Raw genomic sequence first — 25,954 nt, forward strand, 5'->3', positions numbered from 1 at the left:
CTGAACTGAACTCAAGTTTGTATAAAGAGATTGACCGGAAAGTCCCTCAGCGCGGCACTGATCATTAACTCCTTGTGGAGTGTGACTGCGCACGTTGAAAAAAGTCCTTTCAGGTTTTGCCCGGACGCGGCGACCGGAAGTCTTACCCGGGTATCGCCCCAAACCGGAGCGTCTAACAGCGGTTTGGCGCCAATTTCCAGCAAGTTGGCCGCAAGCCTTGGAACAATTACTACGGCCCGCTGACCATCGATTTCGCGCATGAACGCCAGCACGTGTCCGGCCTGGCTACCGAGCACTTCCAGTGCCTGATAGCGGCCCCGGCGAAACAGCTCCGGATGCTCGGCGCGCCGGGTCAGTGCCTGGGCAATCAACGCTTGTTTGACATGCCCGTCACGCCAGCTCACCAGTAGCTGCGAGATATCGCAAGACGTGTCCAAAGCGTGCTGCCGAAGGCTGAAATCCACGGGCCGTCGGTTGTCCGGATCCACCAGGCTGAAGTCCCAGAACTCATTGCCCTGATAGAGATCAGGGACGCCAGGTACGGTAAGACGCAGCAAGGTTTGAGCCAAACCATTCAAGGCGCCGGCAGGGGCGATCACGTGCGCGGCCTCGCCGATGGCAGAGCGCAACTCCAGCCCCTCGGGGGACAACAACAGGCGCTCAAGGAATCCATGAACGGCTTGTTCATATGCCTCGTTAGGTGCGCTCCAGCTGCTCTGGAGTTTGGCCTCGCGCAATGCTTTTTGCTGCCATTGCCAGAAACGTTGAGCGAAGTCCTGCAGGGCTGTTTCGTCGCTGCGCAGTTCCAGCGGCCAACTGCCGAGCAGTGTCTGATAGAGGATCAGCTCATCGCCGGCTGAAGGCACTGCGGGATCGATTCGCAGCGGTGCGGCCAGCGCTCGCCAGTGCTCGACCTGCTCGACATACCAGGCGCTGCGTTCGCTGAGCACGGCCAGCCTGGCGCGGGTGTCTTCACCGCGTTTGTGGTCATGGGTAGCCGTCGTCAGCAGGTTGTCCGGGCAGGTTGCCAGGCGCTGGCTGCAGGCTTGGTGAAAGTCGGCGACAGGGGCGCTGAACTGCCCGGTATTGAAGCCGACATCGTTGCGTGACAGCAGCACCGCCGAGCGATAGAGCGCGGTGTCTTCCACGGCCTTGGCCGCCGTCGGAGACGTCAGCTGTTGAAAACGCACACAGGCATGCTTGAGGATCTTGCGATGCCTGCCCACGGGGCGCTTGCGCCATGGCTCGCCGCCGAGCCAGCGTTCGAGGTAGTCGAGCACCGGCCAGTCAGTTTCGCCCAGCGTGCTACGGGCACCGGTCATGGCTTGCTGAAAAAACATCTCGTCTTGCGCTGACCGGCCACAGGCACTGATGTAGGTGCGGTATACCGCAAAGTGCACGATCAGTGCCTGCAACGCCCGGCGAATTGCACCCAGGGTCAAGTCGCGGCTCATCAGGTCATCGCGGGCAATCTGTAACAGCGCCTGGGCGACGCTTTCGAAATCCCCCGCAAGAGAGCCGTTGAGCATCTGCTGACGGGCCAGCAGTGCCTCTTGAACGAAGTCGGCGGGGCGTTCGCTGTGAGTCGTCCACAGCCAGGCAAGGGTGTCGGCGCCTTGCGGGTCATGTTGCAACAGCGACACCTGATCCATGAACTCATAGCCGGTGCTGCCGTCCACCTGCCAGTCGCGGTGCAGCGTTTCGCCCTGGCCAAGAATTTTCTCGACGTAGATCGGGAAGTGCCGCGAAGGCGACAAGGCATCGACCCGACGTCGCAGTTTGCGGCAATACCCCCGCGGATCAGCAAGACCGTCGATATGGTCAATACGCAACCCGTCCACCAGGCCGTCGCGGATCAGTTGGAAAATTTTTGCGTGGGTGGCCTCGAACACTATTGGCCGTTCGATCCGCAGACCGGCGAGCTCATTGACGTCGAAGAAGCGCCGCCAATTGATATCGTCGGCCGCCGTGCGCCAACTGGCCAGGCGATAACTCTGCCGCTCCAGCAGGTTGTGCAGGCGGGCGAGGCCTTCAGGTTGGCGGGAATCGTACAGGCTCAGGGTGTGTTCAATGGCTTGTCGGATGACCGATTGCCGGGCCAGTTCGAGCAATTTCTGTTGCAGCGGCAACGCCAGGCAATGGGCATCAGGCAGGTAGCGAAGGGTGGTGAAACGATCAGCCAGGGACTTGAGCGGTTGCGCGTGTTCGGGATCCAGCTGATCGTCGGGTTTGAGCAGTTCACCGTAATCGGTGGGACAGATCGGGAAATGGTGCTCATAGTGCTCGACATAAAAGAGCCCGCGTGCGGCATCGAAGCGCAAGGGAATCGTCCCGTCCTGTAATGCCACGCCATAGTCAGTGTCGAGAAATGGCAGCAGTAACTGGCCTTCAAGCAAAGGGTCGGGGGAGTGCCACTGGATATCGAAGAACTCACCGTAGGGGCTGAGCCGACCCCACTCCAGTAAATCCAGCCACCAGGGATTGTCGGCACCGCCTACAGCCATATGGTTGGAGACGATATCGAGGATCAGGCCCATGCGTTGTTGGCGCAGGGCGTGGACCAGATGATGCAAGGCCGCTTCGCCGCCCAGCTCGGGATTGACCGTGGTCGGGTCGACCACGTCATAACCGTGCATGGAGCCGGCACGGGCGCTGAGCAGTGGCGAAGCGTAGATGTGGCTGATGCCCAGGCTGGCGAAGTACGGCAGCAAAGGCACCGCGTCATTGAGCGTGAAGCCCTTGTGAAATTGCAGGCGCACGGTTGCCCGCAGCGGGTGGCTGAGTGTGGCATTCATCGGTCACGCTCAAAGGCCTGTTGTCGTGCGCAGGCGAGCATTTCCAGGCGCCGTGCGGCATCTGGGTCATCGAGCAGTGCTTCGCTGTCGCTGGCGAATCGACGGCGCCAGTTGGGGTGGCTGTCGGTGGTACCGGGCAAGTTGGCCTGTTCCTCGATACCCAAGGCGTCCTCAAGTGGCAGCAATACCAGTGGCGCGCGGGTGTGGCCGAGGAAGCGCACACTGGCATCGAGCACTTGATCGGTCTCGTGGGACTCTTCGCGAAAATTCTGCGGGTCCTGGCTCAAGGCCCGGCGCAACCCGTCACGTTCGCGCTGTCGATGCGCTCGCCAATGGGTCTGGGCGCTGGTGTCGGCCAGCCCGAGACGCGCGTTCCACTCGATGTCGCGGCCATGCCACCAGCCGTTGAGCGTTGGCAGGTCATGCGTGCTGGTGGTGGCCAAGGCGTTGTCCGGCCAGTCGAGGATCGGCTTGAAATGCGCGTTGTCTTGCTCAAAGAGCAGCACGCGCGTGCCCAGCATCGAGCGGGCGATGAGCTTTTCCCGCAGGCCGTCAGGCACGGTACCGAGGTCTTCGCCGAGCACGATGGTCTGATGCCGGAACGATTCCAGTGCCAGCAGCCGCAGCAGGTCGTCCACCGGGTAATACAGATAGGCACCATCGCTCGGTGGCGCGCCGAGCGGGATCACCCATAGACGCTGCAGGCCCATCACATGGTCGATTCGCAGCCCGCCGGCGTGGGCGAAGTTGGCCCTGAGCATTTCGATGAACGCCCGAAAGCCGTTGCGCACCAGCCCCTCAGGACTGAACGCCGAAATGCCCCAGCTTTGTCCGGTGCGATTGAGGATATCCGGTGGTGCACCGACCGTCAGAGCAGCGAGTAACTCGTCCTGGCGACTCCAGGCCTGGCTGCCACCGCCGTCCGCCCCCACCGCCAGATCGGCGATCAGGCCGATGCCCATGCCGCTGCTGCGTGCCGCCGTTTGCACACGCTCCAGACAGCGGGCGATCAACCATTGGCAGAAGGCGAAGAAACCGATGTATCCGGCGTTTTGCTCGGCGAATTCGGCCAGTGCCGCGCTGCGTGGGTCGCGCCATTGTTCTGGCCATTGGCGCCAGTCAAGGCTTTCTCCGCGGGCTGCGCGCTCGGCTTGAACCGCCTCGAATCGGCAATGGTTCTCCAGCGCTTCGCCACCGCAATGACGAAAACTGCTGAAGTCCTCTTGCAGTGGATGATCACCGTGACAAAAGCCTTCATACAGCGCCCGTAACAGGCGCTGTTTGGCGTCTGCGGCGGCGGGCCAGTCGATCAGTGTTTGTTGCTCCAGTCGGTGCTGCACCTCGGCAAGGCCGGTGGCGTCTATCGCTGTGCGCAACGCACGCTCACCCAGAATCTCTCCAGGCGAGGCGTACAGGCTGTTGAGAAACAGGCGGCTGGAGGGCGAGTAGGGGCTGTAGCGCTGGGTGTCGCTGCTGAACATCGCGTGCAGCGGGCTGATGGCCAAGGCATCGGCACCGCGCTCGCCGGCGACCCTGGCGAGGTTCTCCAGCGCCTGGGTGTCGCCGAAGCCGCCATCGCCCGGGCGTCGCAGGGCATACAGCTGCACGCTCAGGCCCCAGGCGCGCGGTGTCGTGCTGTCGAGTGCATCGGCCATGCTATAGCAATGCTGGGGCGCCACCGCGAGAGTGAAGTGCTGCCCGGCGATACTGACACCTTGATAGCCGACCGGAATCAGCCCCGGAAGTACAGCCTCGGCGTCCAGTTTCAGGTTGAGGATGGCGCCGTCTTCCAGATGAATCTCACAGGGCGTTCCCGGGGCAAAGTAATGTGCCAGGTCCAGCCCTTTGCCGACGTCGGCAGTCAACAGCGGTGGCAGTTTTTTGTTCTGTTGGACGTGTTGCAGTTCGAGCAGGCTGGCATCGATTTCCTGTTTCGTGGAGGCGGGGTGACCCAGCCCGCTCAGTACGGCACGCAGCACGGCGGGGGTGACTTTTTGCGGCTGTCCGTTGGCATCGATCCAGTCGACCGCCAGCCCCGCACGTCTGGCGAGTGTTTCCAGTTGCGCATCGTTCATGGGCGCTCTCCAGTCAGGGGTGGCGCCGTCAGGCTGACAAGCGCGCAGTATGGGGCGAGTGTGCCCTGTTGCAGAAGGCTGAATGCCTCTTGCGGGTATTCGAAAAGCTGTTGTGCCTGAACCTGCGGTGCCGGGTCCGGTGATGAATGGGCCACCGGTTGCGCGCTGAGGTTCAGGTCAATTCGCAGCAGGCTGCCGTCACCCAGTCGCCAGCGCGCGCTGAGCGCACCCTCGGCCAGAACGTCGGCGCCCAATGCCTGGGCACCGGGCAAGCGCGCAGTGATCTTGCGGTGGCGGATCTCCAGCAGCTGCCGATACAGCTCCTGAGTCGCGCGTTGCGCATCCGTATTGGCTTGTGTCAGCACCGGTCGTGAGGCGTGAAAGGTTTCTGGTGCATTGGGGTCAGGAATCAGCTCACGTTTGCGCGGATCGGCGAAGGCGCTGAAGGCGGCAAACTCATTGCGCCGCCCCTCACGAACAGCGTCGGCCAGCTCACCGCGGTGACTGGTGAAAAACAGAAAAGGCTCGCTGACAGCACCTTCATCACCCATGAACAATAAGGGGATCATCGGCGATAGCAGCAACAGCACGGTGGCGGCATGCAGCGCTTGAGGCGCAGCCAGGTGGTTCAGTCGTTCACCCAAGGCGCGGTTGCCGATCTGGTCGTGGTTCTGCAGGAACAGTATGAAAGCGCTGGGCGGCAAATGTCCGCTGGGTTCACCACGCGGTGTGCCGTGGCGGGTGGTATGGCCCTGGTAGGCAAAGCCCTGACTCAGGCAGCGGGCGAGTTTTGCGGTCGGCTGGTCAGCGAAGTCGGCGTAATAAGCGTCGGTTTCGCCCGTCAACAACACGTGCAACGCGTTATGGCCGTCATCGTTCCATTGCGCGTCGAAGCCTTGTTCCAGAAGGCTGGCCTGATTGAACTCGTTTTCCAGCGTGAGCCAGACATGCCTTGAGGCGGGGATTTGTTGTCGCACGCGGTGCGCCAGTTCTTGCAGGAAATCCGGATCATCGATGGCGTGCACGGCGTCCAGGCGAAGACCGTCGAAGCGATACTCCAGAATCCACATCAATGCATTGTCGATAAAGAAGTCGCGCACTTCGCGGTGGCGCAAGTCAATGGCGGCTCCCCAAGGGGTGTGTTTGTCTTCGCGAAAGAAGCTTTTAGCGTAGCGATGCAGGTAGTTGCCGTCCGGGCCGAAGTGGTTGTAGACCACGTCGAGAATCACCGCCAGACCATAACCGTGGGCACTGTCGATCAGCTGTTTGAGTTGCTCGGGCGAACCATAGGAGGCTTGCGGTGCATATGGAAAAACCCCGTCGTAACCCCAGTTGCGTTCGCCGGGGAATTGCCCGAGAGGCATCAGTTCGATCGCCGTGATGCCCAATGCGGCCAGGCGCGGCAAGTGTTTTTCGACTTCGGCATAACCACCCAGTACGCCGACATGCAGCTCATAGATCACCGCTTCATGCCAGGGGCGGCCTTGCCAAGTGGTGTGTTGCCAGTGGTAGGCGAGAGGGTCGACTACCACGCTGTGAGCGTCCACGTCGCCATCCTGAGCCCTGGCGGCGGGATCAGGTACATCCAGTTCGCCATCGATGCTGTAGCGATAGCGGGTACCGGCGGGGCAGCGGGTTTGAATCACGAACCAGCCGTCGGTCTGCGGCAACAGCGGCAGCGACTGGCGGTTTTCCAGTTCGACACTCACATAAAACGCATCTGGCGCCCACAAGGCAAAGCGGGTGTGCTCCGCATCCAGCATGATTGCGCCGTGGGGCCAGGCTTCCAGAGTCCGTAAAGGCATCTATTATGAAGACCTCTTACTGTTTGCCCGATTTACCCAGCGCTTTAGCGACCAATTGCTCATAAAGCTCGGCGTAGGGTTCGACTGCCTTGCACCAGATGAAGGGCACCGCCATGGCCCTGCAGCGCATGGCGTGGAGCAGATCAGGGTAGGCGAATACCTTGAACGCCCGCTGCAGCGCTTCTTGATAGCTGGGCACTGTGGACTCATCGAACAGAAAGCCGGTTACGCCGTTTTCGATGGTGTCGGCCAGGCCGCCGGTATTACGGGCCACTGGCAACGAGCCATAACGCTGGGCATACATCTGGCTCAAGCCGCAGGGCTCGTACCTTGAAGGCATCAACAGGAAATCGCTGCCGGCGAACATGCGTCGGGCATCGGTTTCATTAAAGCCGATATGTACACCAATCTGCCCGGGGAAACGTTGGGCCAGCGCGCGCATGGCTTGTTCTTCTTCCGGCTCGCCACGCCCGATGATCGCGATCTGACCGCCCGAGGCAACGATGAACTCGGCCACGCCTTCGGTCAGGTCCAGTCCTTTTTGATAGACCAGGCGCGAGACCACGGCGAACAACGGACCTTCAGACGCCTGCAGACCAAACAGCTCGCGTACATGAGCGGCGTTGACCGCTTTGCCTTGCCAGTCGCCGATGCTGAACGGGCAGACCAGATGCGGATCGGTAGCCGCTTCCCAGCTGTCATCGATGCCATTGGGAATGCCGCTGAGCAGACCTTGCTGGGTCTTGCTGGCCAAAAAGCCATCGAGACCACAGCCGAAAGCCGGTGTAGTGATTTCCTGGGCGTAGGTCGCGCTGACCGTGGTGATATGGCTCGAATACGCCATCCCGGCCTTGAGAAAAGACAGTTTTCCGTAAAACTCCATGCCTTCCTGTTGCAGGGCATGCACTGGAATGCCCAGCTCCGGGCAGCAGGCCAGGCTGACCACGCCCTGATAGGCGAGGTTATGGATAGTGAACAGGGTTGGTGTGCGCTGACCGCGCCAATGCATATAGGCCGGCGCCAGGCCGGCAGGCCAGTCGTGGGCGTGCACCAGATCAGGGCACCAATGAATTTGCGCCAGATTGGCGGCGATGTCGGCAGCGGCCAGACCGAGGCGGGCGAAGCGGATATGGTTGTCCGGCCAGTCGCGACCGTTATTGGCGCCGTAGGGCGTGCCCTCGCGCTCGTACAGCTCAGGGCAGATCAATACATAAATGACCAGGCCGTCGGGCATGTCCATGCGGCCGATCTTGCAGGGCGGTAGCGCAGCATGGCCGCCCAGCTCGCCGATGATATGGATCGGATTTTCGCTGTTGAGTACTTGCCGATAGCCGGGAATCAACACCCGTACATCATGCAGTTGGGCCATCGCTCTGGGCAGCGCCGCAGAGACGTCGCCCAAACCGCCGGTTTTCACCAGGTCGGCCATTTCCGAGGTTACGAACAGGACTTTTTTTCGATTGGAGTTCTGCCTGGGCGCCGGTAGCACCGTCTTGTTCGCAGGAGCGAAAACCGCTATCGGCACCGTTTCGCCGACCTGCTGATGAGAAAGCTCTCCTTGGGTTTCTACAGCGGCACTGATCATCTGTTTTTCCCCTTTTATTGATCTGTTCCTGGCAAAACACCAGAGATAGGGTTGGTCAACTCCTGTGACCAGGCGCATGAGCGCTACGCAATCGAGAGAATGGCACTGAGTACGCTGAAGCAATAAAGAGTGGATTGGCCGTTGCAAGGAATGCACCAAACAATGCGGCCTTACCTTAAACCTGACCTTTCTCTTGGGTAGAAAGTTTCGACTTTTTTATGCTGTTGGCCGATCGTTTTTCACCCGCGAAACTGAGTCTAGGCCAGAAGTTAGAAGGGGAGAGGCAACTTGGCAAAATTGTCCGACAAAATGCCAAGGGAGGCGTTCGCCTAGCATGCAAGTGTTACAGGCGCACTGGCGAAGGGCAGATAAATTGAGCCCCAGGCGCGAAAAAGGTGAGGGGATTGCCAGATGCAAGTGCGCGAAGAAAATGCGCTTGCACCGTGATAGTGCGCATAACCTGTGGGTTGTCGGGGGGTGTGTCAGGTCAACAGACGGATCGGCTGCCCGTTCGCCCAGGCCTGGATGTCGTCGATCATCTGTGAATAGAACTGCCGGTAGTTCTGTTCACTGACGTAGCCCACATGGGGTGTGGCCAGCACATTGCTCAAATGCCGGAACGGATGATCCACCGGCAAAGGTTCGCGCTCGAATACATCAAGCGCCGCACCGGCCAGACGCTGTTGCTGGAGCGCCTCGATCAACGCGCCTTCATCGACAATCGGCCCGCGCGCGGTGTTGATCAAGTGCGCAGTGGGCTTCATCCAGCCCAAAGCCTGTGCGTCCACCAGGCCACGGCTGCGCTCACTGAGTACCAGGTGGATCGACAGCACGTCAGCCTGTTCGAACAGTTCACGTTTGCTGACCCAGGTTACGCCGGACTGCGCCGCGCGCTCGGCGGTGAGGTTTTCGCTCCAGGCGATCACGCGCATGCCGAACACCTGACCAAACTGGGCAATACGTTTGCCGATACTGCCAAGGCCCAGAATGCCCAGGGTCTTGCCGTAGAGATCGCCGCCCAGGCCTTGCTGCCAGTCACCGCTGCGCAGGGCGTTGGCTTCCTTTACCAGATTTCGGGTCAGGGCCATGATCAGCGCCCAGGTCAGTTCCGGAGCGGCGTGTTTGTAGCTGTCGGTGCCGGACACCTGAATGCCCAGCCCGGCCGCAGCCTTCAGATCAATCGCGGCATTGCGCATACCGCCGGTGACCAGCAACTTGAGCTTGGGCAAGCCGCGCAGCAGGGTTTCGTCGAACAGGGTGCGCTCACGCATGACGCAAATCACTTCGAACGCGCCCAGCCGTTCTTGCAGTGTTGCGCTGTCAGCCGGGTAGTCATGCAGGAAGCTGACCTCGCCGATCTGTTCCAGGGCTGACCAGTCCACCACACGGCTGGCGACGTTCTGCCAGTCATCGATTACCGCGATCTGTACACGCATGGACGCTACCTCGTTATCGAGTGGGGGCACAGCAAACCCGTCGATGCTGTAATCCGCCGATTATGGCGACATTAATCAGCGGCAATCCGGTGAGTCAAAGGTTCACTGCATCTAGCCCAGGGTCAGCCAGGCCAACATCAGGTAGCGTGCGGACCTGGCGAAGGACACGACCAGCAAAAAACGCCAGAACGGTTCGCGCATCACCCCGGCGACCAACGTCAGAGGATCGCCGATGACCGGCACCCAACTCAGCAGCAATGACCAGTGACCATAACGTTGATAATGCCGCTGAGCCTTTGCCAATTGAAGTCCCGTCGGGCCTGATGTGCCGGGTTCGACGGGACTTTAATCAGCGCAGCCTGTCAGCTAACTGATAGGGGTATTGCAGATTTGTCAGGCTCGAGATCCACGGGCCCGTTCGCAAGGGGATTGAACGGGCGTATGGATATCGCTACTACTTATTGAGCATTTGCATTACCGCTTCGGGGTAACGCAGACCTGCGGTGGCATCCGCCGGGAAGATCGCTTCCAGGGCCTGCAACTCGCCAGCGCTCAACTTGATGTCCAATGCCGCGACGTTTTCCTCCAGATATTTGCGCTGCTTGGTCCCGGGAATCGGAATCAGGTAATCACCCTGCGCCAACACCCAGGCCAGTGCCAGTTGCCCGGCGGTGACGCCCTTGTCGGCGGCCAGGGCCTGCACTTGCTCCACCAGCCGCAGGTTCCGGGCGAAATTTTCACCCTGAAAGCGTGGGCTGAAGCGCCGGTAGTCATCGGCGGCGAAGTCGTCCGGGCTTTTCAGGGCTCCAGTCAGAAAACCCCGACCGAGCGGGCTGTAAGGCACGAAAGCGACTCCCAGACGCTGGCAGGTCGCCAGGCAGCCGTTATCTTCCTGATCGCGGCTCCACAGTGAGTATTCACTTTGCAGCGCGCTGATGGGATGAACCTTGTGCGCCCGCTCCAGGGTGTTGGCCGATGCTTCGCTCAAACCGAGATAGCGCACCTTGCCTTCGTTGACCAGTTCGGCCATGGCACCCACGGTTTCTTCGATCGCGACATCGGGGTCGATGCGGTGTTGGTAATACAGATCCAGGGTTTCCACGCCCAGGCGTTTCAAGGTGCCGTCGATCGATGTGCGAATGTAGTCCGGACGACCATTGACCGAACGGCTGGCCGGGTTTGCCGTATCGCGGACGATGCCGAATTTGCTGGCCAGAAATACTTGATCCCGTTTACCCCGAATCGCCTTGCCGATCAGTTCCTCATTGCTGTGAGGGCCATAAATGTCAGCGGTGTCCAGCAGGTTGATGCCCAGCTCCAGGGCGCGGTGCAAGGTCGCGATCGCCTCTTGGGTATCTGTGCCGGTGGTGTAGAAGTCGGTCATGCCCATGCAGCCAAGACCGATGGCGGAAACCTGTGGGCCGTTTGTGCCTAGTTGACGAGTGTGCATAGGTTTGAAGCTCCTTATAGATGACCGGAGCTATTGTTCTCCTCGACAAAAACAAGATAAACCGGCTAAAACCGCTATCACTATTTGTAATTTCTAAATAATGCTCGGGCAGGGCAAAACAATGGATCGTTTTAACGCCATGCGTGTGTTTACGCGGATTGTTGAATTGGGTGGCTTTGCCAAGGCCGCCGACAGCCTGCAATTGCCTCGCGCCTCAGTGACTATTCTGATCAAGCAGCTGGAGGCGCACTTGGGTGTGCAGCTGTTGCAACGCACAACGCGGCAGGTCAGTCCGACTCTCGACGGAGCGGCCTATTACCAGCGCTGCATTCGTCTGTTGGCGGATCTTGAGGAAGCGGAGGCGGTATTTTCTGCCGCTCGCAACAACCCACGCGGCACGTTGCGGGTTGACATGCCTGCCGGTATCGGTCGTTTGATCGTGATTCCGGCACTCCCCGAGTTCACCACTCTTTATCCGTTGATCGAGCTGGAAATCGGCTTGAACGATCGGCCTGTGGACCTGATTCGTGAGGGTGTCGATTGCGTGCTGCGTGGCGGGCTGTCTCTGGATGACTCGCTGGTGGCCCGTCCATTGGCACTGATAGGTCAAGTGACCTGTGCCAGCCTCGAGTATTTGCAGCGCAACGGCAGGCCGCAATGTCTGGATGACCTGGCTGGACACCAAGTGGTCGAGTATTTTTCCAGCGCCACGGGCAAGCGCTATGGCCTGGAATTTCAGGTGGGTGATGAGGTGCGCTTGATCGACTTGCCCAAGCAGGTCTCGGTCAACAGTGCCGATGGTTATCTGGCGGCTTGTGAAGCGGGATATGGCCTGGTGCAGATGCCTCGTTACCACGTTGACCGACAGCTACGAGAGGGCAGCTTGTGCGAGGTCCTGAGGGATATACCGCCGCCAAGGCTGCCACTGACTGCGCTCTATCCCCCGCACCGCCAGTTGTCCCGGCGGGTGCGGGTATTTGTCGACTGGCTGGTTGATCTGTGCTCCCGGGAGCAAAGTGGTTTCAAGCGCCCGGGAGGATGATCGTGGTTATGAGAAGGGGGGAGTCGAGAGGTTCACTGAAGGCTTTTTAGCGACGTTCATAATAACTATGGCCACCATCGTAATGGCGGTGCTCGTGCCAGCCACCTTCGCGAGGGAAAAACAGGCAGTCGCTCAGGGTCAGGATAATCAGCAGGGGAATCAGCATTGTGATTCGACGGAGCCTTTCAAAATCCTCATGGTTAATGCCGCGATGAAGCCAAAACTCTTCATCGGCTGTAACATGAGATCCCGTTTGTAGCTGCCCATTCCCGCACAAAGGTAGGGTCTTGGCATGCATCTGGATACAAACCGGATACACATTTTCAGGCTCAGGAACCCGCAATGACCCAGTCGCAACGTTTGAAATATTCGATTCTGATCTCCCTGGTGGTACTGGGGATCATGTTTGGCCTCTCTTACATGCAAAACGCCGGGATGATCACCGAAAAAATGTTCCAGTACATCGCCATTGGCGTGGCGGTGGTCGTGGTGGTGGTCAATGGCATCATGCGCCGCAAGGTCAAGCCCTGAGTCGGGGCTGCAAGGTTTCAGTCTTTGCCGTGCAGTAGCGCGATAGCCTGTTGATTCAGGCTGTAGCTCTTGTCCGGATTCAGCGTGATCACACCTTCGCTGCACAGGCGCTTGAGCACCTCGCGTACGCTGAGAAAGGACAAGGGGATGTCCAGCTCCAACAAATGGCTGTGCACACCGCGCACGCCAAGCGAGCGGTCGTTCTCGGCCGCCGTCAACAAGGCGTCGATGACCTTCAGGCGAATCAGGCTGGTGCGCAGGCCGAAGCTTTTGAGCAACAGCCTGATCCGGTCATTGTTGTGGCGCTCGGCGCTTTTGCTGAATACATCGGTCTCACCACCCAGTGTCGGGCTGTGCAGCGTTTTGTTGCCATCCATTGGCAATTGCTGGTTGTACATGCAAAAACTCCTTTTCAGAGCCTGATCAGGAAAATGATGGGTGCTCTCTGTTACTAAGACGAATGAGTACACCAAATCATGAAGCGCCAGATGTAGAAAAATTGTCGGTATCAGGTTGCCGGCATGTCGTCTACCCAAAATAGCTGACTCGACAACGCCGTCACCCTCGGCAGTGAACGCTCGTTCAACGGGCGCGGGATGCTGTAGGTCAATTCGCTGCCAAGGTTCAGTTCGACCTGGCTGCCATCGGCCAAGGTGATGTGACGCACATGGCTCTCGGCCTGGAAGTGTTCATAGGAACCTGGTAGCCAGCCCAGGGTCCAGCCGGTAAATGCCGCCAGCGGCAACGCCAGCAGACTGATTGCCGCGGCCAGGCCGTAAGCTCGCCATGGGTGGTGTGGCGCTGAAACGGGAGTGATTTGTGGCGTTTCTGTGCGCGGAAGTTGCTCCGAGACATCCCGGATTTTGCGCATTGCCTCGTACTCGAAGGCGTGCAATGGATGAATATCTCGCCATTGCTCAAACGCCAGGCGCTCGGCTGCCGTGCAGTCATGCGCGTGCAAACGGATGCACCAATGCGCAGCGGCATCCGTAACGGCATCGTATTCGGCTTCTGAGAGGGATTGTTCGCTCACTGACTCTTCCTGATTTCCTGCATTCTAACCTTCACGGGCAGGCGACGAGAATGGCGGTAATGGCAAATAGATATCAATGTGGAACCTGTTGCCCCGGAAAATACCCAAGAAAACAGCACATCTATCAGCAATGCCCGTCAATGGAGTACGAAAATGATCAAGAAAATCTCGCGCTCTTGAGCGTCTGCTCGAGCGACAAAAGTTGACAGGGCGCTCGCTAAGCGTTGTTTAATCCGGGTGCCGGAATTTCATACGCTGTTGCCCCCTCCAATAATTAAACTGGAGCTTCAGATGTCTGCATCACCTTTGGTTGACGAAACCCTGTCAGAACGCATCACTTATGCTCAGTTGGTGGCGTTGTTAGAGAAAATTTTCCTGCGCCAGGGTACTTCCCTCGAAGTGGCTCGCGTCCTGTCCGAGAACTGCGCGGGCGCCGAGCGCGATGGTGCCCACAGTCACGGCGTATTCCGTATCCCCGGTTATGTATCGACGCTGGCGAGCGGCTGGGTCGATGGCAAGGCCGTGCCTGTCGTTGAAGACGTGGCATCAGGTTTTGTCAGGGTCGACGCGGCCAACGGCTTTGCTCAGCCGGCCCTGGCGGCGGCCCGGGCGCTTCTGGTCGAGAAAGCCCGAAGCGCCGGGATCGCAGTGTTGGCGATACGCAATTCTCATCACTTTGCGGCACTCTGGCCGGATGTCGAACCCTTCGCTTATGAAGGGCTGGTGGCATTAAGCGTGGTAAACAGCATGACCTGCGTCGTGCCCCATGGCGCCGATCGCCCGCTGTTTGGCACCAACCCGATTGCCTTTGCCGCACCGAGGGCCGACGGTGATCCGATTGTCTTCGATCTGGCCACCAGCGCCATTGCCCACGGTGATGTACAGATCGCTGCGCGCAAGGGCGAGCGCCTGCCAGCCGGCATGGGGGTGGACAGCCTGGGCCAGCCGACCCAGGACCCGAAGGCGATTCTCGAAGGCGGTGCGCTGTTGCCGTTTGGCGGTCACAAGGGGTCGGCGCTATCAATGATGGTCGAACTGCTGGCCGCGGCCTTGACCGGTGGAAACTTCTCGTTCGAGTTCGATTGGTCTAATCACCCTGGGGCGAAAACCCCTTGGACCGGTCAGTTGATCATCGTGATCGACCCCAGCAAAGCGGCCGGGCAGAGTTTCGCCGAGCGCAGTCAGGAATTGGTGCGGCAGATGCACGGGGTAGGGCTCAAGCGTTTACCAGGCGACCGTCGTCATCGTGAGCGAGCGAAGGCTGGCGAAGAAGGGATTCGGATTGCCAGCGCAGAGTTGACGCAGCTGCGCGAGTTGGCAGGACTTTGATGTGAAAAAGGCGAGCTGACTACGGCTCGCCTTTTGAACTGACGTATTAACGACGGCCCACTAACAAGCCGAGCACCAGACCAAAACCGGCTGAGATCGCCACAGTCTGCCAAGGATGCCCGCCTATGTAGATTTGCGTGGCATCGACCACCGGCTTGCTGCGCTCACGTACGCTCGATACGGCGTTCAGTGCCTGCTTGAGTTTCAACGCGACTTGTTCGCGCAGGCTTTCGCCTTCCTCGCCCACCAGCGAGGCACTGCTTTTGAGTAATTTTTCCGACTCTTCGATCAGCGCCCGCAGCTCGCTGAAAGCTTGATCCTTGATTTGTTCGTCAGCCATTTGCGCGGCGTTTTTCCGGGCCATCGAGATACTCCTTGCAGGTGAGTGTGCAGTGAACCATGGAGTCAGCTGCACGTGTAAAAGTTGCAGCTATTTTGTGCCTGAGCCGAAAGTCGACAAGAAATCCAGGCAAAGACATTTCTTCCTACAGTGTAAGATGTTGCCAATTTTACGCAGCAGGTAACTCCCATGAGCTTCAATCTGGCTAACCAGCCCCTTGCCGAGCGCGCTGCGCTTGAAGATGAAAAGTCCCGTCTGTTCGATCTTTGGCAGAGCAATCTGGGTAAAGCCAAAGGCGAGGGCGCACGCTTGTTCGGCGAGCGCGCCAAGCGTAAGGGCAAATGGGCGGAATGGGTGCGCTCGGAGCTGGATCTCATGTCTCCGCCGGAATTCGCCAACATGGTGCGCAGTGAAGTCAATCGGTTGATGGCGGCGAAGTAACCGGGCTTTCTTGTCAGTGTGTAGCCAGCCGAGCACAGGGTTACTCCCAAAAGATCGCAGCCTGCGGCAGCTCCTACAAAAAGCACGCCACTATTGCTTCCCGTACTTTTAGCACCACCGGATCGAGCTGAGTACTGGTGCGCCAGCCCAGTTCGATCGGGTAGCGTGGCAGCGTCAGAGGGCAGGGCAACAGCGTCAGCCCGGTGAGCGTCGCAATGCTCTGCGCTGCATGGGCCGGGATGGTCGCTACGGCCTGGCTACCCTTGAGCAGATAAGGCAACGCCGCGAAGTGGGTGGTCGAGGCGCAGACTTGTCGGCTCAGTCCCAATCCGGCCAACCCCTCATCGGTGATCCCGATAAATCCTCCCGAAGACACCAGGATATGCTCGCGGGTGACAAACTCCTCGAGGCTGATCTCATGCTGCCCGTCGGCCAGGCTGGCCGGGTCCACCAGGCACAGATAGCTTCCTTCACCGAGCACCTGGCGGCTGAGCATGCGCTCGGCAAAACCACCGGCGGTGATTGCCAGGTCGATACTGCGCTCCATCAATGCATGGGCAACAATCTGACTGTGGGTTTGACGAAAGATCAGCCGCAGTTTCGGCGCGCGTTGTGCAATCTCCTCGATCAGCCGCCGACCGTAGGCAATTTCGAAGTCATCCGATAAACCGATGGCGACCGAGCGACCTTCGTAGTGGCTGACATGAGGGTCGACCATCGCCAGGCTTTGCCGACACTTGTTCAGTGCTTCACTGATCACCGGTTTCAGTTGGTTGGCGCGAAGCGTCGGTGCCAGTCCGCGACCCGTGCGAACGAATAGTTGATCGCCATACACGTCTCGCAGCCGGCGCAACGCCGCACTCATGGCCGATTGTGTAACCCCCAGACGTAACGCCGCCCGGCTGGCGCTGGACTCGTCATGCAACGCTTCGAAAGCTTTGAGCAGGTTGAGGTCGATGTCGGTGATATTCATTTGGTTCATATCATTCAGCATTGAAATGGACTTTATTCATAGTCGATCGTGGCGGGAGAATGAGCAACACCTCATTGCTCATGGAGTTACCGCGATGCCCAAGTCCATCGTTGCTGCACTGCAAATCGGTTCGTTGCCCGGCGGCAAGGGCGAGACACTGGAACAGATCCTCTCTTACGAAAGTGCCATCGTCGAATCCGGTGCGAGCCTGGTGGTCATGCCTGAAGCCTTGCTTGGGGGTTATCCAAAAGGCGAAAGTTTTGGAACGCAATTGGGCTATCGCTTGCCGGAAGGCCGAGAGGCTTTTGCCCGCTATTTCGCCAACGCGATCGACGTTCCCGGTGTTGAAACTGAAGCCTTGGCTGGATTATCCACGCGTACAGGCGCCAGTCTGGTGCTGGGAGTCATCGAACGCTCTGGTAGCACGCTGTATTGCACCGTGCTGTATTTCGAGCCCCAGGACGGCCTGGTGGCCAGGCATCGCAAACTGATGCCTACCGGTACCGAGCGGCTGATCTGGGGCAAGGGCGACGGCTCGACATTGCCGGTGATCGACAGCAAGGTCGGGCGAATCGGCGCGGCGGTGTGCTGGGAAAACATGATGCCGCTGCTGCGTACCGCGATGTACGCCAAAGGCGTGGAGGTCTGGTGTGCACCGACGGTGGATGAGCGGGAGATGTGGCAGGTCAGCATGCGTCATATCGCTCACGAAGGGCGCTGCTTTGTGGTCAGCGCCTGTCAGGTTCAGGACTCACCGCAAGCCTTGGGCCTGGATATCGCCAACTGGCCGGCCGAGCGCCCGTTGATCGCCGGCGGCAGCGTGATCGTAGGTCCCATGGGCGATATTCTTGCCGGGCCGCTATTGGGCGGCGCCGGTCTGCTGAGCGCTGAAATCGACACGGATCAATTGGTCCGCGCTCGTTACGACTACGACGTGGTCGGGCACTATGCACGCCCGGACGTGTTCGAATTGACCGTGGATGAGCGGGCCAAACCGGGCGTGCGGTTTATCTGAGGCGTTGCCATTCTTCGCGGGTGATTTCCCAGGTATCGCACGGGAAGCGTCCGCTGACGAAGTTGCTTTCTTCGGTGTTGATCAGGCGCATACCGTCGCGCTCGGAGATACGCCGTGAGGCCAGATTCGGCGAGGCCTTGGGCACTCGCATCAGCGCGCGACCGAGGGTTTCGAACCAGTATTGGGTCACCGCCGCGCTGGCTTCACTCATCAGCCCCTGACCTTGCCATTGTGGTGCAAGCCAGAAGCCACGATTGTTGCCTGGCTCGTCCATCAGGCTGACATTGCCAATCAGTTGATTCGGTGCCGACTTCAAACGGATCGACCAGTGCCATTCTTCGCATCGGGCAATTGCTGGCAGGGCCATGCCTTGCAAATAGCGAAGTGCACCGTCCGCAGGGTAAGGCCATGGGACCATGGCATTGAGATAACGCACCACTTCCCAGTGCGGGAACTGCTGCTGAATGGCTTCGGCGTCGGCCAGCTCCAGCGGGCGCAGAATCAGCCGTTCGGTGTACAGGATCGGGACGGGTTCCATGTGCGAGGTTTCCTCCTTGGAGTGTGCGATAAAACGGCTTTCACGGTTCAGAGTTCAGGGTTTTCCCAATACCAGCCGCTCGGCCAGAAAGTCGACAAACACTCGCAGTTTTGGCAGCAGGTGTCGACTGCTCGGCCACAGAATCGAGAATTTTCCGCTGTCGGTCTGGTAGTCATCCAGCACCGAGACCAACGTGCCGTCGGCCAATGCTTCGCGGACCACAAAATCCGGGATAAAGGCGATACCCAGCCCTTGGGTCGCGGCGAAGATCAGCGCTTCCAGGTTATTGCTGATCAGCGCGCTTCTGAGTAGCAACGGTGGTTCATCGGCTGCACTGCGCAGTTTCCATTCCTGCAACTGGGCGGTGCCTGGAAATTTGTAACGCAAGCAAGCGTGCTGCTCCAGTTCCCTCGGCGTCGTGGGTGTGCCATGACGAGTAAAGTAGTGGGGAGCGCTGATCAGCACGAAGCGAAACGGTCCTAGCGTGCGCGACTTGAGCTGAGAATCCATCAACTCGCCGCTACGAATCACCGCATCGACACCTTCGGCGATGACATCGATCAGTCGGTCATTGAAGTCCAGGTCCAGCTCGATGTCCGGGTAGCGTTCGGCGAACTCGGGGAGGATCGGCAGCAGCATGCGATAGCCGACGGCAGGCAGGCTGACGCGCAACTTGCCCCGGGGTTTGTCGGTGATTCGTGCGAGTTCCGCTTGCGCCTCCTCGACTTCGCTGACGATGCGTTGGCATCGCTCGAAAAACAGCGTGCCCTCGTCGGTCAGGCTAATACGTCGGGTGCTGCGGTTGAGCAGTCGTACGCCGAGTTTTTCTTCAAGCCGCGCCACGCTTTTTCCGACCGCCGAAGCGGAAATCCCCAATCGCTCTCCAGCGGCGACAAAGCTGCGCATTTGCGCCGCGCGGACGAAGGCAAGCAAGCCATTCAAATTGTCCAAAGTTAGTCTCGATTCGAGCGTTTTAGTCCTTTAAATAGGGACTTTCGCCCTATTTATCGCTGATTGAAGCGAATCTACCATCGAATCGACTTGAATGCCGCGTTGTCGGCCACAGACACCTGAGGTGCAAATGAGCCGCGAAGTCGATATTTCCAACACTGTAGATTTCCCGTCCAGCACCCGCGATCCCTACGTGGTGTTGGCGGCGGTTTGCCTGGCGGCGTTGATATTGCCGCTGACGTTTGTCGGGGTCGCCGTCGCCACTCCGGCAATTGGTCGTGAGCTGGGTGGCAGTGCCTTAGCCCTGAGCTGGATGACCAATGCCTTCATGCTGAGTTTCGGCAGCGCGCTGATGGCTGCCGGGACGCTGGCTGATGAATACGGTCGCAAGCGAGTATTCGGTATTGGCATCGCGCTATTCGCCGTGACATCTCTTGCGTTGGCGTTTGCACCTTCGGTGCTTTGGCTCGATCTACTGAGGGCCGTCCAGGGACTTGCCGGAGCCGCCGCGTTGGCCGGCGGTTCGGCTGCACTGGCGCAGGAGTTCGACGGTGTGGCGCGAACCCGGGCCTTCAGTCTGCTGGGCACGACGTTTGGCGTCGGCCTGGCCTTCGGCCCGATTCTGGCCGGAGTGTTGATCGAGCACTTCGGTTGGCGCGCTATTTTTTTGTCCGCGACGCTTATCGGCGGTATGTCGTTGTTGTTTGGTGTGCCACTGATGCACGAGTCTCGCGACCCTGACGCCGCTGGCGTCGATTGGCCGGGTACCCTGAGTTTTACCGCAGCGCTGGTGCTGTTTACCTGGGGGATTTTGCAGGCGCCGGAAAGTGGCTGGAGCAGTGGGCTGGTGTTGGGTCTGCTACTGGGAGCGCTGGCGTCGTTGCTGGGGTTTGTCGCGGTGGAGCTGCGGGTCTCGCGGCCGATGCTTGATTTGTCGTTGTTTCGTTACCCGCGTTTTGTCGGCGTTCAAGTGCTGCCGATTGCCACCTGTTACTGCTTCGTAGTGCTGTTAATTCTGCTACCGATACGCTTTATCGGTGTCGAAGGCTACAGCGAGGTCGACGCCGGCTTGATGATGATCGCTTTGTCTGCGCCCATGGTTGTTGTGCCGTTTCTCGCGGCGCTGCTGACCCGCTGGATTAACGCCGGGGTGGTTTCGGGTGTCGGATTACTGATCGCCGCAGCCGGTTTGTATGGGCTCAGTTGCGTCGCGCCAGGACAGCCACCGGCAGAATATGTGCTGCCGATGTTGGTGATCGGGTTGGGTGCAGGCATGCCGTGGGGCTTGATGGACGGGTTGTCGGTGAGTGTGGTACCCAAGGAGCGCGCTGGCATGGCCACCGGAATTTTCAGTACGACCCGGGTCGCCGGGGAGGGCATTGCGTTGGCGCTGGTGATCGCTGTATTGGCCGGATTACTCAAGGTTTCGATCAGCGACGCAGTTGCGGACTCAGAACACATTTCCCTCGCGGCGCAACAGTTGGCCAACGGCAACCTGCAAGCCAGTGCAGCGCTGTTGCCGCACCTCAGTCGTGAGGCGTTGTTGCTGCTGTATGCCAACGCCTTCAGCCAACTGCTGTATGTGCTGATCGGGATTACTATCGTCTCGGCATTGGCGGTGTTTGTGGCTTTACGTGAACCGCGCAAAACATGACGGGCTCACCAGACTGCGGTCGAGCCTGGCAGGCTGAGATTGCCTCGATCAACGAAACGCATGGTGCCGAACACACCCCCCGCCAGTTTTCCGTGCAGCACGTAAGGCAGGTTGTCCAGGCTTTGGGTCTGGCTCAGTCCCAGCGTTTGACGCAACACTGAGAATGCCGAGATGCTCACCGGCACCGTCAGGATCGCTTCGGAGAAACGCGGGATCGAGCCGTGTTGATCGCTCACGCCACTGGCCAGTGGCCGCCCGTTGACCTCAAGATTCAGGGCCACGCCGTTGTAGTCGATCGGCGTTTCGTTGGGGTTTTGCAGACGAAGTTTCACCGCGAATCGTACTTCCAGACCCTGGCTCTGCAGCGGTTCGATGCCCACCACGTTGATGTTCAGCGGATCCCGGCTGGGGAACTGGGCGCAGGCGCTCAAGGTGAGCAGGAGCAGGGCGAGGGATAAACCGAAGAATCTGCGCATGGACGTGATCTCGAAAAGAAAAGGGCCGAACCGCCAGTGGCTGGGCCCTCGAGCCTCTCTAACGGTTCACCGCATGTTCAGCAAGATAGCGCAGAACGCGCCGACAGTGAGCTGGATCGATATTCCATCCTCACATCTTCTCCTTCGCAACGGGTACAGGCTTGGGCGTTAGCACTTTCACCACATCATCGATCACCGCCTTACTCATCTCCTGCAAATAGTGCGACGCCCAGGCATAACGGTCGGTATTTCGTTCCATCGCGGCATCTTCTGCCAGCATCTTCGCGACATGGAGCAAGTCGGACACGTGCGACAGCGCCTCTCGGATCGACACGCCACTGTTGACCCGGAACAGCGCCTGATCCGAATGGATGGAGAACGGCGTGAGGCCGATGGTTTTGAGGTCTTGGTGATCGGTCATTGGACACCTCCGAGGGTCTGGAGGTGGCGCAGGGGGGAGGTTTGAAACGTGGCCGAGGGTGTAGTGCGGTAAGCGCAAATGCGGATTTTGGACGGATTTATGCTGTACATGGTCTGGCTCCTCGATTCTAGGGGAACCACCACCGTCTGCCGCCAAGCAGATGAGGGTGGCGGATTGCGCAGGATTGGCGGACCGGGAATCAAGGAACCGGCGAACCCGAAGGTTCTCCCACGCAACCCGCCATAACGCAGATATGCGGGCGCAAAAAAAGCGCCTGCAATGTGTGTGGGAGGCGCTGTCGCGCCTTGATTAACTCAGGCCGCCAAGCCCGGTCGCTGAATGTGCAACGACCGCCGAAGGATAGCGGGGAGGTCGGGTGACTGCAACTCAAAATAACGCCGGAAAAATCTCAACCCGACACATCCCCTGTAGTCACTGCCGAAGGCCTGCGATAAGACCGGAAACCTTTGGCATCTCCCGCCGAGGCTTATGCCAAATCTCGTTTTAGAGTGCGTTTTTTCTGTCAGCTCCAGGTGCAGCGAATTCAGCGCACTTCCCACAGACTATCAATCCGCAACTGGCATCCGGCCTTACCGTTTGGGGCGCATTTTTAGCTTGAAGCCTGCCATTGGGCTTCCGGCCCAAGGATGGGTCGACTGAAAAAGGGATGCCGAATGAAAAATGAAGTCGATGGATACCATTGCGCCGTGTGCCGTGATCAGGCGTTGGCAACACAACGGGCGGAACGAACCAAGGACAGAGCCTTCTGCGCCGAGACGGCGCAACAGCAGAACGCAGCCATGCTGGCCCGGCAACAGGCCCATGAAGACGAATGCAATCGTCGATGGGAAGAGAAACAGGCCGAAGAACAACGCCGACAAGTCACCGTCACCTTGCGCATCGGCGTGTTTTTCGATGGCACGGGCAACAACCCGTTCAACGTGGAGCTGGGCCAGCGTTGTGGCGCTCATCATCCGATCGCCCCGCAGGATCTGGATGGGAGTTGCAAACCGTACATGCAGGATCCGAACGGGAGTTATGGGAATGAGGTGACGAATGTCAAATGGCTTTATGACCTGTACGAGCTATCGATTGGCCGCGAGAAAATCATTCAGCAAAAGCTGGCCTTCAAAAAAGTTTACGTTGAGGGGATCGGCACCACGGCCGGTGAGCCAGACAGCGTCCTGGGCTCGGCTTTGGGGCGGGGTGAGACGGGTATCGAGGCGCGGGTGTTTCAAGCCTTTCGTGAGATCAAAAGGCTAATGTGGAGCTTCCACGATGAAAATCCTGACCTTCAAATCCACTCCCTCATTGTTGACATATTCGGCTTCAGCCGTGGTGCCGCAGCGGCGCGGCACTTTGCCTACCTGACGATGGCAGGAGTCGGCAGTCCCTTGCACGAAACCCTGGCTTTGCCCAAAAAATTCTTCGCCAATGGTTTCAGCAAAATCTATGGCGAAAGCGTGCATACCGGGTTTATCGGGCTGTTCGACACCGTGGCCTCGGTGGGCGGCTGGAGCAACCTGGGTTATGTGCGCAGCCCCGCCGCGCCGGGGGTCAAACTGCATTTGCACCCGAAGTTCTTTCCCCATGTACTGCATCTGGTGGCGCTGGACGAGCACCGCGCCAACTTCGCCCTGAATCGGGTGGGCCCGGACCATACGGAAATCAGCCTGCCCGGCGCCCATTCGGACCTTGGCGGCGGCTACCGGGACGAGGCCGAAGAACGGGTGATGCTCATCCCGCTGCAGGCACTGGACGTGCCTGTGCACACCGATGTGAAAACCACCTCGATCTACCGCGACGCCCAACAAGCGCAAGCCACATGGCACGCCAAAGGCTGGCCCCTGGACATGTTGAGGCTTGTCACCCCTGAGCCCGAACTACTGCCGGCCGACTCACAGGACCGTATGGCCCCGAAACACAAAAGGGTTTTTGTCGGCTTGCTGCTGCAGCGTAAGGTCAGCGCCGGGCTGGCGAAGGTGTATTTGCGGGTGATGTACGAGGCGGCGAAAAAGCACGGTGTGCAGTTTGAAGAGATCAATGAAAGACCGGGGTTACGTCCGCCTTCTGAACTGCAAACGCTATGCGATCGTTTTATCTCGGGCGACTACAGCACGACGCCCACCGAAGAGAAGCTGCTCAGGCACTGCTACATCCATAGGTCTGCCCACTGGACGCCGGGCCTGCTCGCCGGACCGCGCACCAGCAAACTCGAGCTGATCTATGTCAACGCCCCGACCACGGACGCCGTGCGGGTGCAACACCCTCATGTACCGGAATGGATGCTGTAGCCATGAAAAGATTTTTTCCCCTTCTAGCGCTATTAGCTCTGAGCGGATGCCAGACACCGGACCCGCTCTCCGCCAAAAATGATTACAAGAGCCGCTGGTGGTACATCGGTTTTACCGAACCGGCCCATATGACCGTGTGGGTGGAAACTTCCTCAGTCGAAGACATTCAAGGTCGACTATTTCGCAATATCGCAGCCGGCAGCGCTGGGAGTAGCGACTACGAAGATGGTACGGAGAACGCGAGAGGCTGGGTGGGGGTCGGCAGCTCAGGCATGCCGGTTGTTGGCGCCGACCTGCCCAAGCGCATCTATGTGCGCTGGCAGTCGATTGTCGAGCGAAAAACCTACAGCGGCTGGATCGATATCTCGGAGGAAACCCGGCAGATCATGCGCGACTCCACAGCGCAGCGCTGCCACAAGTACCCCGAATACAGCGCAAACCCTAGTGCGGCCTTGAGTCTGGGCCTGGCCCCCGGCGGAATCATTCAGGTCTGGGTGCAAGACGACTGCTTCCACGCCAACAAAGCCGACCGCGCCGTGGTCGGCATCGAGCCATTGGGGCCGGATCAAGGGATGTACGAAGGGTATTACGTCAGCATCAAAGCCGCCTCCAAGCGCTACATCGAACGCTTCGGCATCCCTTACGGAAGTTGGTGATGGAAACTCCTTTGATATCAACTCGAAGCTGGATCCCACTGACAGTGGGATTTCCACAACAGGCCCGAGCAATGCTGACGCAACCTCATGCCAGCCCCACGCGAAAATCCCCCGCAGCTGTCTAGGCCAGGGAAAACGCCGTCAACAAGTCCTCCTCGAATGCCCGCTGTGCATCCCCCGGCACCTGCGCCCGATGCCGGGCCAGGTGAAAGGCCACTTCAAAACTCAGGTCTTGTTGACGCACGGCCTTGAGTAAGCCTTTTTCCTCCCAGGATCGGGCGAAGTGGTTGGGTAGATAGCCGACATGTTTTCCGGAAAGGATAAAGGCGAGGGTGCCTTCGACCTGTTCCGAGCGGGCCGAACAGAGCTTGCCCTGGAAGGGTTCGGCGCTTCGCAGAAAGCGATAGGGGTGGTCGACCCGATCGGTGTTTTGCAGTGCTTCATCGTCCGGTGCATCGTTGGTGAATAGCGGATGACCTTTCGCGCAATACAGATGCTGGGTTTCAGTGAACAGTTCGCGGTAGTCGAATGCACTTTGTACCTGTGAGAAATAGCCGATCGCCAGGTCCAGCCGCTGTTGCAGCAATAGCCTTTCCATCTCGCCGGGCATGGCGCTGATCAGTTCGATGCGCACCGACTCGTCCCGCTCGCGAAAGCGCCGGATCGCTTCGGCGACCCGTTGCAGAATTGACTGATCGAGGGCCTCGGACAGGCCCAGGCGCACTTCACCGAGCAATCGACCGGCCACGCCGTTGGACTGATGGCGGAACGCTTCAATGGATTGGAACAACTCGCGAGTCGAGCTGAGCAGTTGTTCGCCTTTGGGCGTCAGTTTGAAACCGCCTTTGCCGCGACTGCACAGCCGGTAGCCGAGACGGGTTTCGAGCTTGGCCATCTGCTGGCTGATGCTTGACTGGCTGAGACCGAGTTCACCTTGGGCGGCGCTGAAACCACCGCACTCCACCACGCTGACAAACAGGCGCAGCAGGTGCAGGTCCAGATCGTGAATTTGTCCGAGCATCAAACATTACTCCCGGTGAAAGTCAGGATAATAAACTTAATATTTTTCCAATGTATCCCCTGGCGCATCCTGCAGGCACTTACTCCCTGCAGG

22 protein-coding genes and 2 pseudogenes are annotated in these 25,954 nt (G+C 59.2%); 8 read left to right on the forward strand and 16 right to left on the reverse strand.

The genetic code is table 11. The features are described 5' to 3' along the window. Window positions 1-11: 11 nt before the first annotated feature. From AC07VR_RS16875 to AC07VR_RS16905, 7 genes and pseudogenes are all read right to left on the reverse strand, one after another. Complete coding sequence (locus tag AC07VR_RS16875) at window positions 12-2,795, reverse strand: malto-oligosyltrehalose synthase (protein WP_495011899.1); 2,784 nt, start codon at window positions 2,793-2,795, stop codon at window positions 12-14. Then, on the reverse strand, window positions 2,792-4,870 hold the full coding sequence (malQ, locus tag AC07VR_RS16880) for a 4-alpha-glucanotransferase (RefSeq protein WP_495011900.1): 2,079 nt from the start codon (window positions 4,868-4,870) through the stop codon (window positions 2,792-2,794). The genes AC07VR_RS16875 and malQ overlap by 4 nt, the downstream gene beginning before the upstream one ends. Further along, window positions 4,867-6,675 (reverse strand): malto-oligosyltrehalose trehalohydrolase, encoded by a 1,809-nt coding sequence (treZ, locus tag AC07VR_RS16885; protein ID WP_495011901.1) that lies wholly within the window; start codon window positions 6,673-6,675, stop codon window positions 4,867-4,869. Before treZ ends, malQ begins: the two co-directional genes overlap by 4 nt. 16 nt (window positions 6,676-6,691) lie before the next feature. Then, window positions 6,692-8,260, reverse strand: coding sequence for a glycogen synthase GlgA (gene glgA, locus AC07VR_RS16890; RefSeq protein ID WP_495011902.1), 1,569 nt, complete (start codon window positions 8,258-8,260; stop codon window positions 6,692-6,694). 482 nt (window positions 8,261-8,742) lie between these two features. Then, on the reverse strand, window positions 8,743-9,696 hold the full coding sequence (locus AC07VR_RS16895) for a D-2-hydroxyacid dehydrogenase family protein (RefSeq protein ID WP_494991520.1): 954 nt from the start codon (window positions 9,694-9,696) through the stop codon (window positions 8,743-8,745). A gap of 111 nt (window positions 9,697-9,807) precedes the next feature. Then, window positions 9,808-10,002: pseudogene (locus AC07VR_RS16900) on the reverse strand (YqaA family protein); the annotation flags it as partial. Between the two features lie 148 nt (window positions 10,003-10,150). Beyond that, on the reverse strand, window positions 10,151-11,146 hold the full coding sequence (locus AC07VR_RS16905) for an aldo/keto reductase (RefSeq protein WP_494991521.1): 996 nt from the start codon (window positions 11,144-11,146) through the stop codon (window positions 10,151-10,153). A 121-nt stretch (window positions 11,147-11,267) separates the two neighbouring features. Between AC07VR_RS16905 and AC07VR_RS16910 the strand changes: the two genes are divergently transcribed. Next, window positions 11,268-12,188, forward strand: a complete 921-nt coding sequence (locus tag AC07VR_RS16910) for a LysR family transcriptional regulator (protein WP_495011903.1) — start codon at window positions 11,268-11,270, stop codon at window positions 12,186-12,188. A gap of 342 nt (window positions 12,189-12,530) precedes the next feature. Beyond that, a complete protein-coding gene (locus tag AC07VR_RS16915) occupies window positions 12,531-12,719 on the forward strand; it encodes a hypothetical protein (protein WP_494991524.1) in 189 nt (62 codons plus the stop codon). Between the two features lie 17 nt (window positions 12,720-12,736). Here the strand turns inward: AC07VR_RS16915 and AC07VR_RS16920 are convergent, their stop codons facing one another. Both AC07VR_RS16920 and AC07VR_RS16925 read right to left on the reverse strand, forming a co-directional pair. Next, complete coding sequence (locus tag AC07VR_RS16920) at window positions 12,737-13,117, reverse strand: fe2+ zn2+ uptake regulation protein (protein WP_495011904.1); 381 nt, start codon at window positions 13,115-13,117, stop codon at window positions 12,737-12,739. Window positions 13,118-13,251: 134 nt separating this feature from the next. Next, window positions 13,252-13,752: pseudogene (locus tag AC07VR_RS16925) on the reverse strand (FecR/PupR family sigma factor regulator); the annotation flags it as partial. A gap of 291 nt (window positions 13,753-14,043) precedes the next feature. On the opposite strand from AC07VR_RS16925, the gene AC07VR_RS16930 reads away from it, so the two are divergent. Continuing rightward, window positions 14,044-15,081 (forward strand): Ldh family oxidoreductase, encoded by a 1,038-nt coding sequence (locus AC07VR_RS16930; RefSeq protein ID WP_495011905.1) that lies wholly within the window; start codon window positions 14,044-14,046, stop codon window positions 15,079-15,081. Window positions 15,082-15,127: 46 nt separating this feature from the next. On the opposite strand, the gene AC07VR_RS16935 is transcribed toward AC07VR_RS16930, so the two are convergent. Continuing rightward, complete coding sequence (locus AC07VR_RS16935; RefSeq protein WP_494991527.1) at window positions 15,128-15,445, reverse strand: ElaB/YgaM/YqjD family protein; 318 nt, start codon at window positions 15,443-15,445, stop codon at window positions 15,128-15,130. Window positions 15,446-15,610: 165 nt separating this feature from the next. Here AC07VR_RS16935 and AC07VR_RS16940 point away from each other — a divergent pair, with 165 nt between their 5' ends. Continuing rightward, the gene (locus tag AC07VR_RS16940) at window positions 15,611-15,862 is read left to right on the forward strand and encodes a hypothetical protein (protein WP_494991528.1); all 252 of its coding nucleotides are present in this window, start codon (window positions 15,611-15,613) and stop codon (window positions 15,860-15,862) included. A gap of 73 nt (window positions 15,863-15,935) precedes the next feature. Here AC07VR_RS16940 and AC07VR_RS16945 read toward each other — a convergent pair whose 3' ends face one another. Continuing rightward, complete coding sequence (locus AC07VR_RS16945; RefSeq protein WP_495011906.1) at window positions 15,936-16,844, reverse strand: LysR family transcriptional regulator; 909 nt, start codon at window positions 16,842-16,844, stop codon at window positions 15,936-15,938. Between the two features lie 85 nt (window positions 16,845-16,929). Here AC07VR_RS16945 and AC07VR_RS16950 point away from each other — a divergent pair, with 85 nt between their 5' ends. Beyond that, a complete protein-coding gene (locus AC07VR_RS16950; protein ID WP_494991530.1) occupies window positions 16,930-17,850 on the forward strand; it encodes a carbon-nitrogen hydrolase family protein in 921 nt (306 codons plus the stop codon). On the opposite strand, the gene AC07VR_RS16955 is transcribed toward AC07VR_RS16950, so the two are convergent. Together AC07VR_RS16955 and AC07VR_RS16960 are read right to left on the reverse strand one after the other, a co-directional pair. Next, window positions 17,843-18,388, reverse strand: a complete 546-nt coding sequence (locus AC07VR_RS16955) for a GNAT family N-acetyltransferase (RefSeq protein WP_495011907.1) — start codon at window positions 18,386-18,388, stop codon at window positions 17,843-17,845. The two genes, AC07VR_RS16950 and AC07VR_RS16955, sit on opposite strands and share 8 nt — an antisense overlap. 54 nt (window positions 18,389-18,442) lie before the next feature. Beyond that, window positions 18,443-19,339 (reverse strand): LysR family transcriptional regulator, encoded by an 897-nt coding sequence (locus AC07VR_RS16960; RefSeq protein WP_495011908.1) that lies wholly within the window; start codon window positions 19,337-19,339, stop codon window positions 18,443-18,445. 130 nt (window positions 19,340-19,469) lie between these two features. On the opposite strand from AC07VR_RS16960, the gene AC07VR_RS16965 reads away from it, so the two are divergent. Continuing rightward, the gene (locus AC07VR_RS16965) at window positions 19,470-20,993 is read left to right on the forward strand and encodes an MFS transporter (RefSeq protein WP_495011909.1); all 1,524 of its coding nucleotides are present in this window, start codon (window positions 19,470-19,472) and stop codon (window positions 20,991-20,993) included. Window positions 20,994-20,998: 5 nt separating this feature from the next. Here the strand turns inward: AC07VR_RS16965 and AC07VR_RS16970 are convergent, their stop codons facing one another. Together AC07VR_RS16970 and AC07VR_RS16975 are read right to left on the reverse strand one after the other, a co-directional pair. Continuing rightward, window positions 20,999-21,469 (reverse strand): LEA/WHy family protein, encoded by a 471-nt coding sequence (locus AC07VR_RS16970; protein WP_494991534.1) that lies wholly within the window; start codon window positions 21,467-21,469, stop codon window positions 20,999-21,001. A 130-nt stretch (window positions 21,470-21,599) separates the two neighbouring features. Beyond that, window positions 21,600-21,890, reverse strand: a complete 291-nt coding sequence (locus AC07VR_RS16975) for a DUF3077 domain-containing protein (protein ID WP_495011910.1) — start codon at window positions 21,888-21,890, stop codon at window positions 21,600-21,602. Window positions 21,891-22,564: 674 nt separating this feature from the next. Between AC07VR_RS16975 and AC07VR_RS16980 the strand changes: the two genes are divergently transcribed. Continuing rightward, on the forward strand, window positions 22,565-24,184 hold the full coding sequence (locus AC07VR_RS16980; RefSeq protein WP_495011911.1) for a T6SS phospholipase effector Tle1-like catalytic domain-containing protein: 1,620 nt from the start codon (window positions 22,565-22,567) through the stop codon (window positions 24,182-24,184). 2 nt (window positions 24,185-24,186) lie between these two features. Further along, a complete protein-coding gene (locus AC07VR_RS16985) occupies window positions 24,187-24,840 on the forward strand; it encodes a DUF2931 family protein (RefSeq protein ID WP_495011912.1) in 654 nt (217 codons plus the stop codon). A gap of 121 nt (window positions 24,841-24,961) precedes the next feature. Here AC07VR_RS16985 and AC07VR_RS16990 read toward each other — a convergent pair whose 3' ends face one another. Further along, window positions 24,962-25,861: a LysR family transcriptional regulator gene (locus AC07VR_RS16990; RefSeq protein WP_494991538.1), complete on the reverse strand. Its 900-nt coding sequence runs from the start codon at window positions 25,859-25,861 to the stop codon at window positions 24,962-24,964. Between the last annotated feature and the right edge of the window lie 93 nt (window positions 25,862-25,954).

The sequence above is a fragment of the Pseudomonas sp. GW821-FHT02H09 genome (genome assembly GCF_059421425.1).

Excerpts from the sequence above, each read along its gene's own strand:
- AC07VR_RS16875 (WP_495011899.1), bottom strand. The coding sequence starts at position 2,795 with ATGAATGCCACACTCAGCCACCCGCTGCGGGCAACCGTGCGCCTGCAA.
- malQ (WP_495011900.1), bottom strand. The coding sequence starts at position 4,870 with ATGAACGATGCGCAACTGGAAACACTCGCCAGACGTGCGGGGCTGGCG.
- treZ (WP_495011901.1), bottom strand. The coding sequence starts at position 6,675 with ATGCCTTTACGGACTCTGGAAGCCTGGCCCCACGGCGCAATCATGCTG.
- glgA (WP_495011902.1), bottom strand. The coding sequence starts at position 8,260 with ATGATCAGTGCCGCTGTAGAAACCCAAGGAGAGCTTTCTCATCAGCAG.
- AC07VR_RS16895 (WP_494991520.1), bottom strand. The coding sequence starts at position 9,696 with ATGCGTGTACAGATCGCGGTAATCGATGACTGGCAGAACGTCGCCAGC.
- AC07VR_RS16905 (WP_494991521.1), bottom strand. The coding sequence starts at position 11,146 with ATGCACACTCGTCAACTAGGCACAAACGGCCCACAGGTTTCCGCCATC.
- AC07VR_RS16910 (WP_495011903.1), top strand. The coding sequence starts at position 11,268 with ATGGATCGTTTTAACGCCATGCGTGTGTTTACGCGGATTGTTGAATTG.
- AC07VR_RS16915 (WP_494991524.1), top strand. The coding sequence starts at position 12,531 with ATGACCCAGTCGCAACGTTTGAAATATTCGATTCTGATCTCCCTGGTG.
- AC07VR_RS16920 (WP_495011904.1), bottom strand. The coding sequence starts at position 13,117 with ATGTACAACCAGCAATTGCCAATGGATGGCAACAAAACGCTGCACAGC.
- AC07VR_RS16930 (WP_495011905.1), top strand. The coding sequence starts at position 14,044 with ATGTCTGCATCACCTTTGGTTGACGAAACCCTGTCAGAACGCATCACT.
- AC07VR_RS16935 (WP_494991527.1), bottom strand. The coding sequence starts at position 15,445 with ATGGCCCGGAAAAACGCCGCGCAAATGGCTGACGAACAAATCAAGGAT.
- AC07VR_RS16940 (WP_494991528.1), top strand. The coding sequence starts at position 15,611 with ATGAGCTTCAATCTGGCTAACCAGCCCCTTGCCGAGCGCGCTGCGCTT.
- AC07VR_RS16945 (WP_495011906.1), bottom strand. The coding sequence starts at position 16,844 with ATGAACCAAATGAATATCACCGACATCGACCTCAACCTGCTCAAAGCT.
- AC07VR_RS16950 (WP_494991530.1), top strand. The coding sequence starts at position 16,930 with ATGCCCAAGTCCATCGTTGCTGCACTGCAAATCGGTTCGTTGCCCGGC.
- AC07VR_RS16955 (WP_495011907.1), bottom strand. The coding sequence starts at position 18,388 with ATGGAACCCGTCCCGATCCTGTACACCGAACGGCTGATTCTGCGCCCG.
- AC07VR_RS16965 (WP_495011909.1), top strand. The coding sequence starts at position 19,470 with ATGAGCCGCGAAGTCGATATTTCCAACACTGTAGATTTCCCGTCCAGC.
- AC07VR_RS16970 (WP_494991534.1), bottom strand. The coding sequence starts at position 21,469 with ATGCGCAGATTCTTCGGTTTATCCCTCGCCCTGCTCCTGCTCACCTTG.
- AC07VR_RS16975 (WP_495011910.1), bottom strand. The coding sequence starts at position 21,890 with ATGACCGATCACCAAGACCTCAAAACCATCGGCCTCACGCCGTTCTCC.
- AC07VR_RS16980 (WP_495011911.1), top strand. The coding sequence starts at position 22,565 with ATGAAAAATGAAGTCGATGGATACCATTGCGCCGTGTGCCGTGATCAG.
- AC07VR_RS16985 (WP_495011912.1), top strand. The coding sequence starts at position 24,187 with ATGAAAAGATTTTTTCCCCTTCTAGCGCTATTAGCTCTGAGCGGATGC.
- AC07VR_RS16990 (WP_494991538.1), bottom strand. The coding sequence starts at position 25,861 with ATGCTCGGACAAATTCACGATCTGGACCTGCACCTGCTGCGCCTGTTT.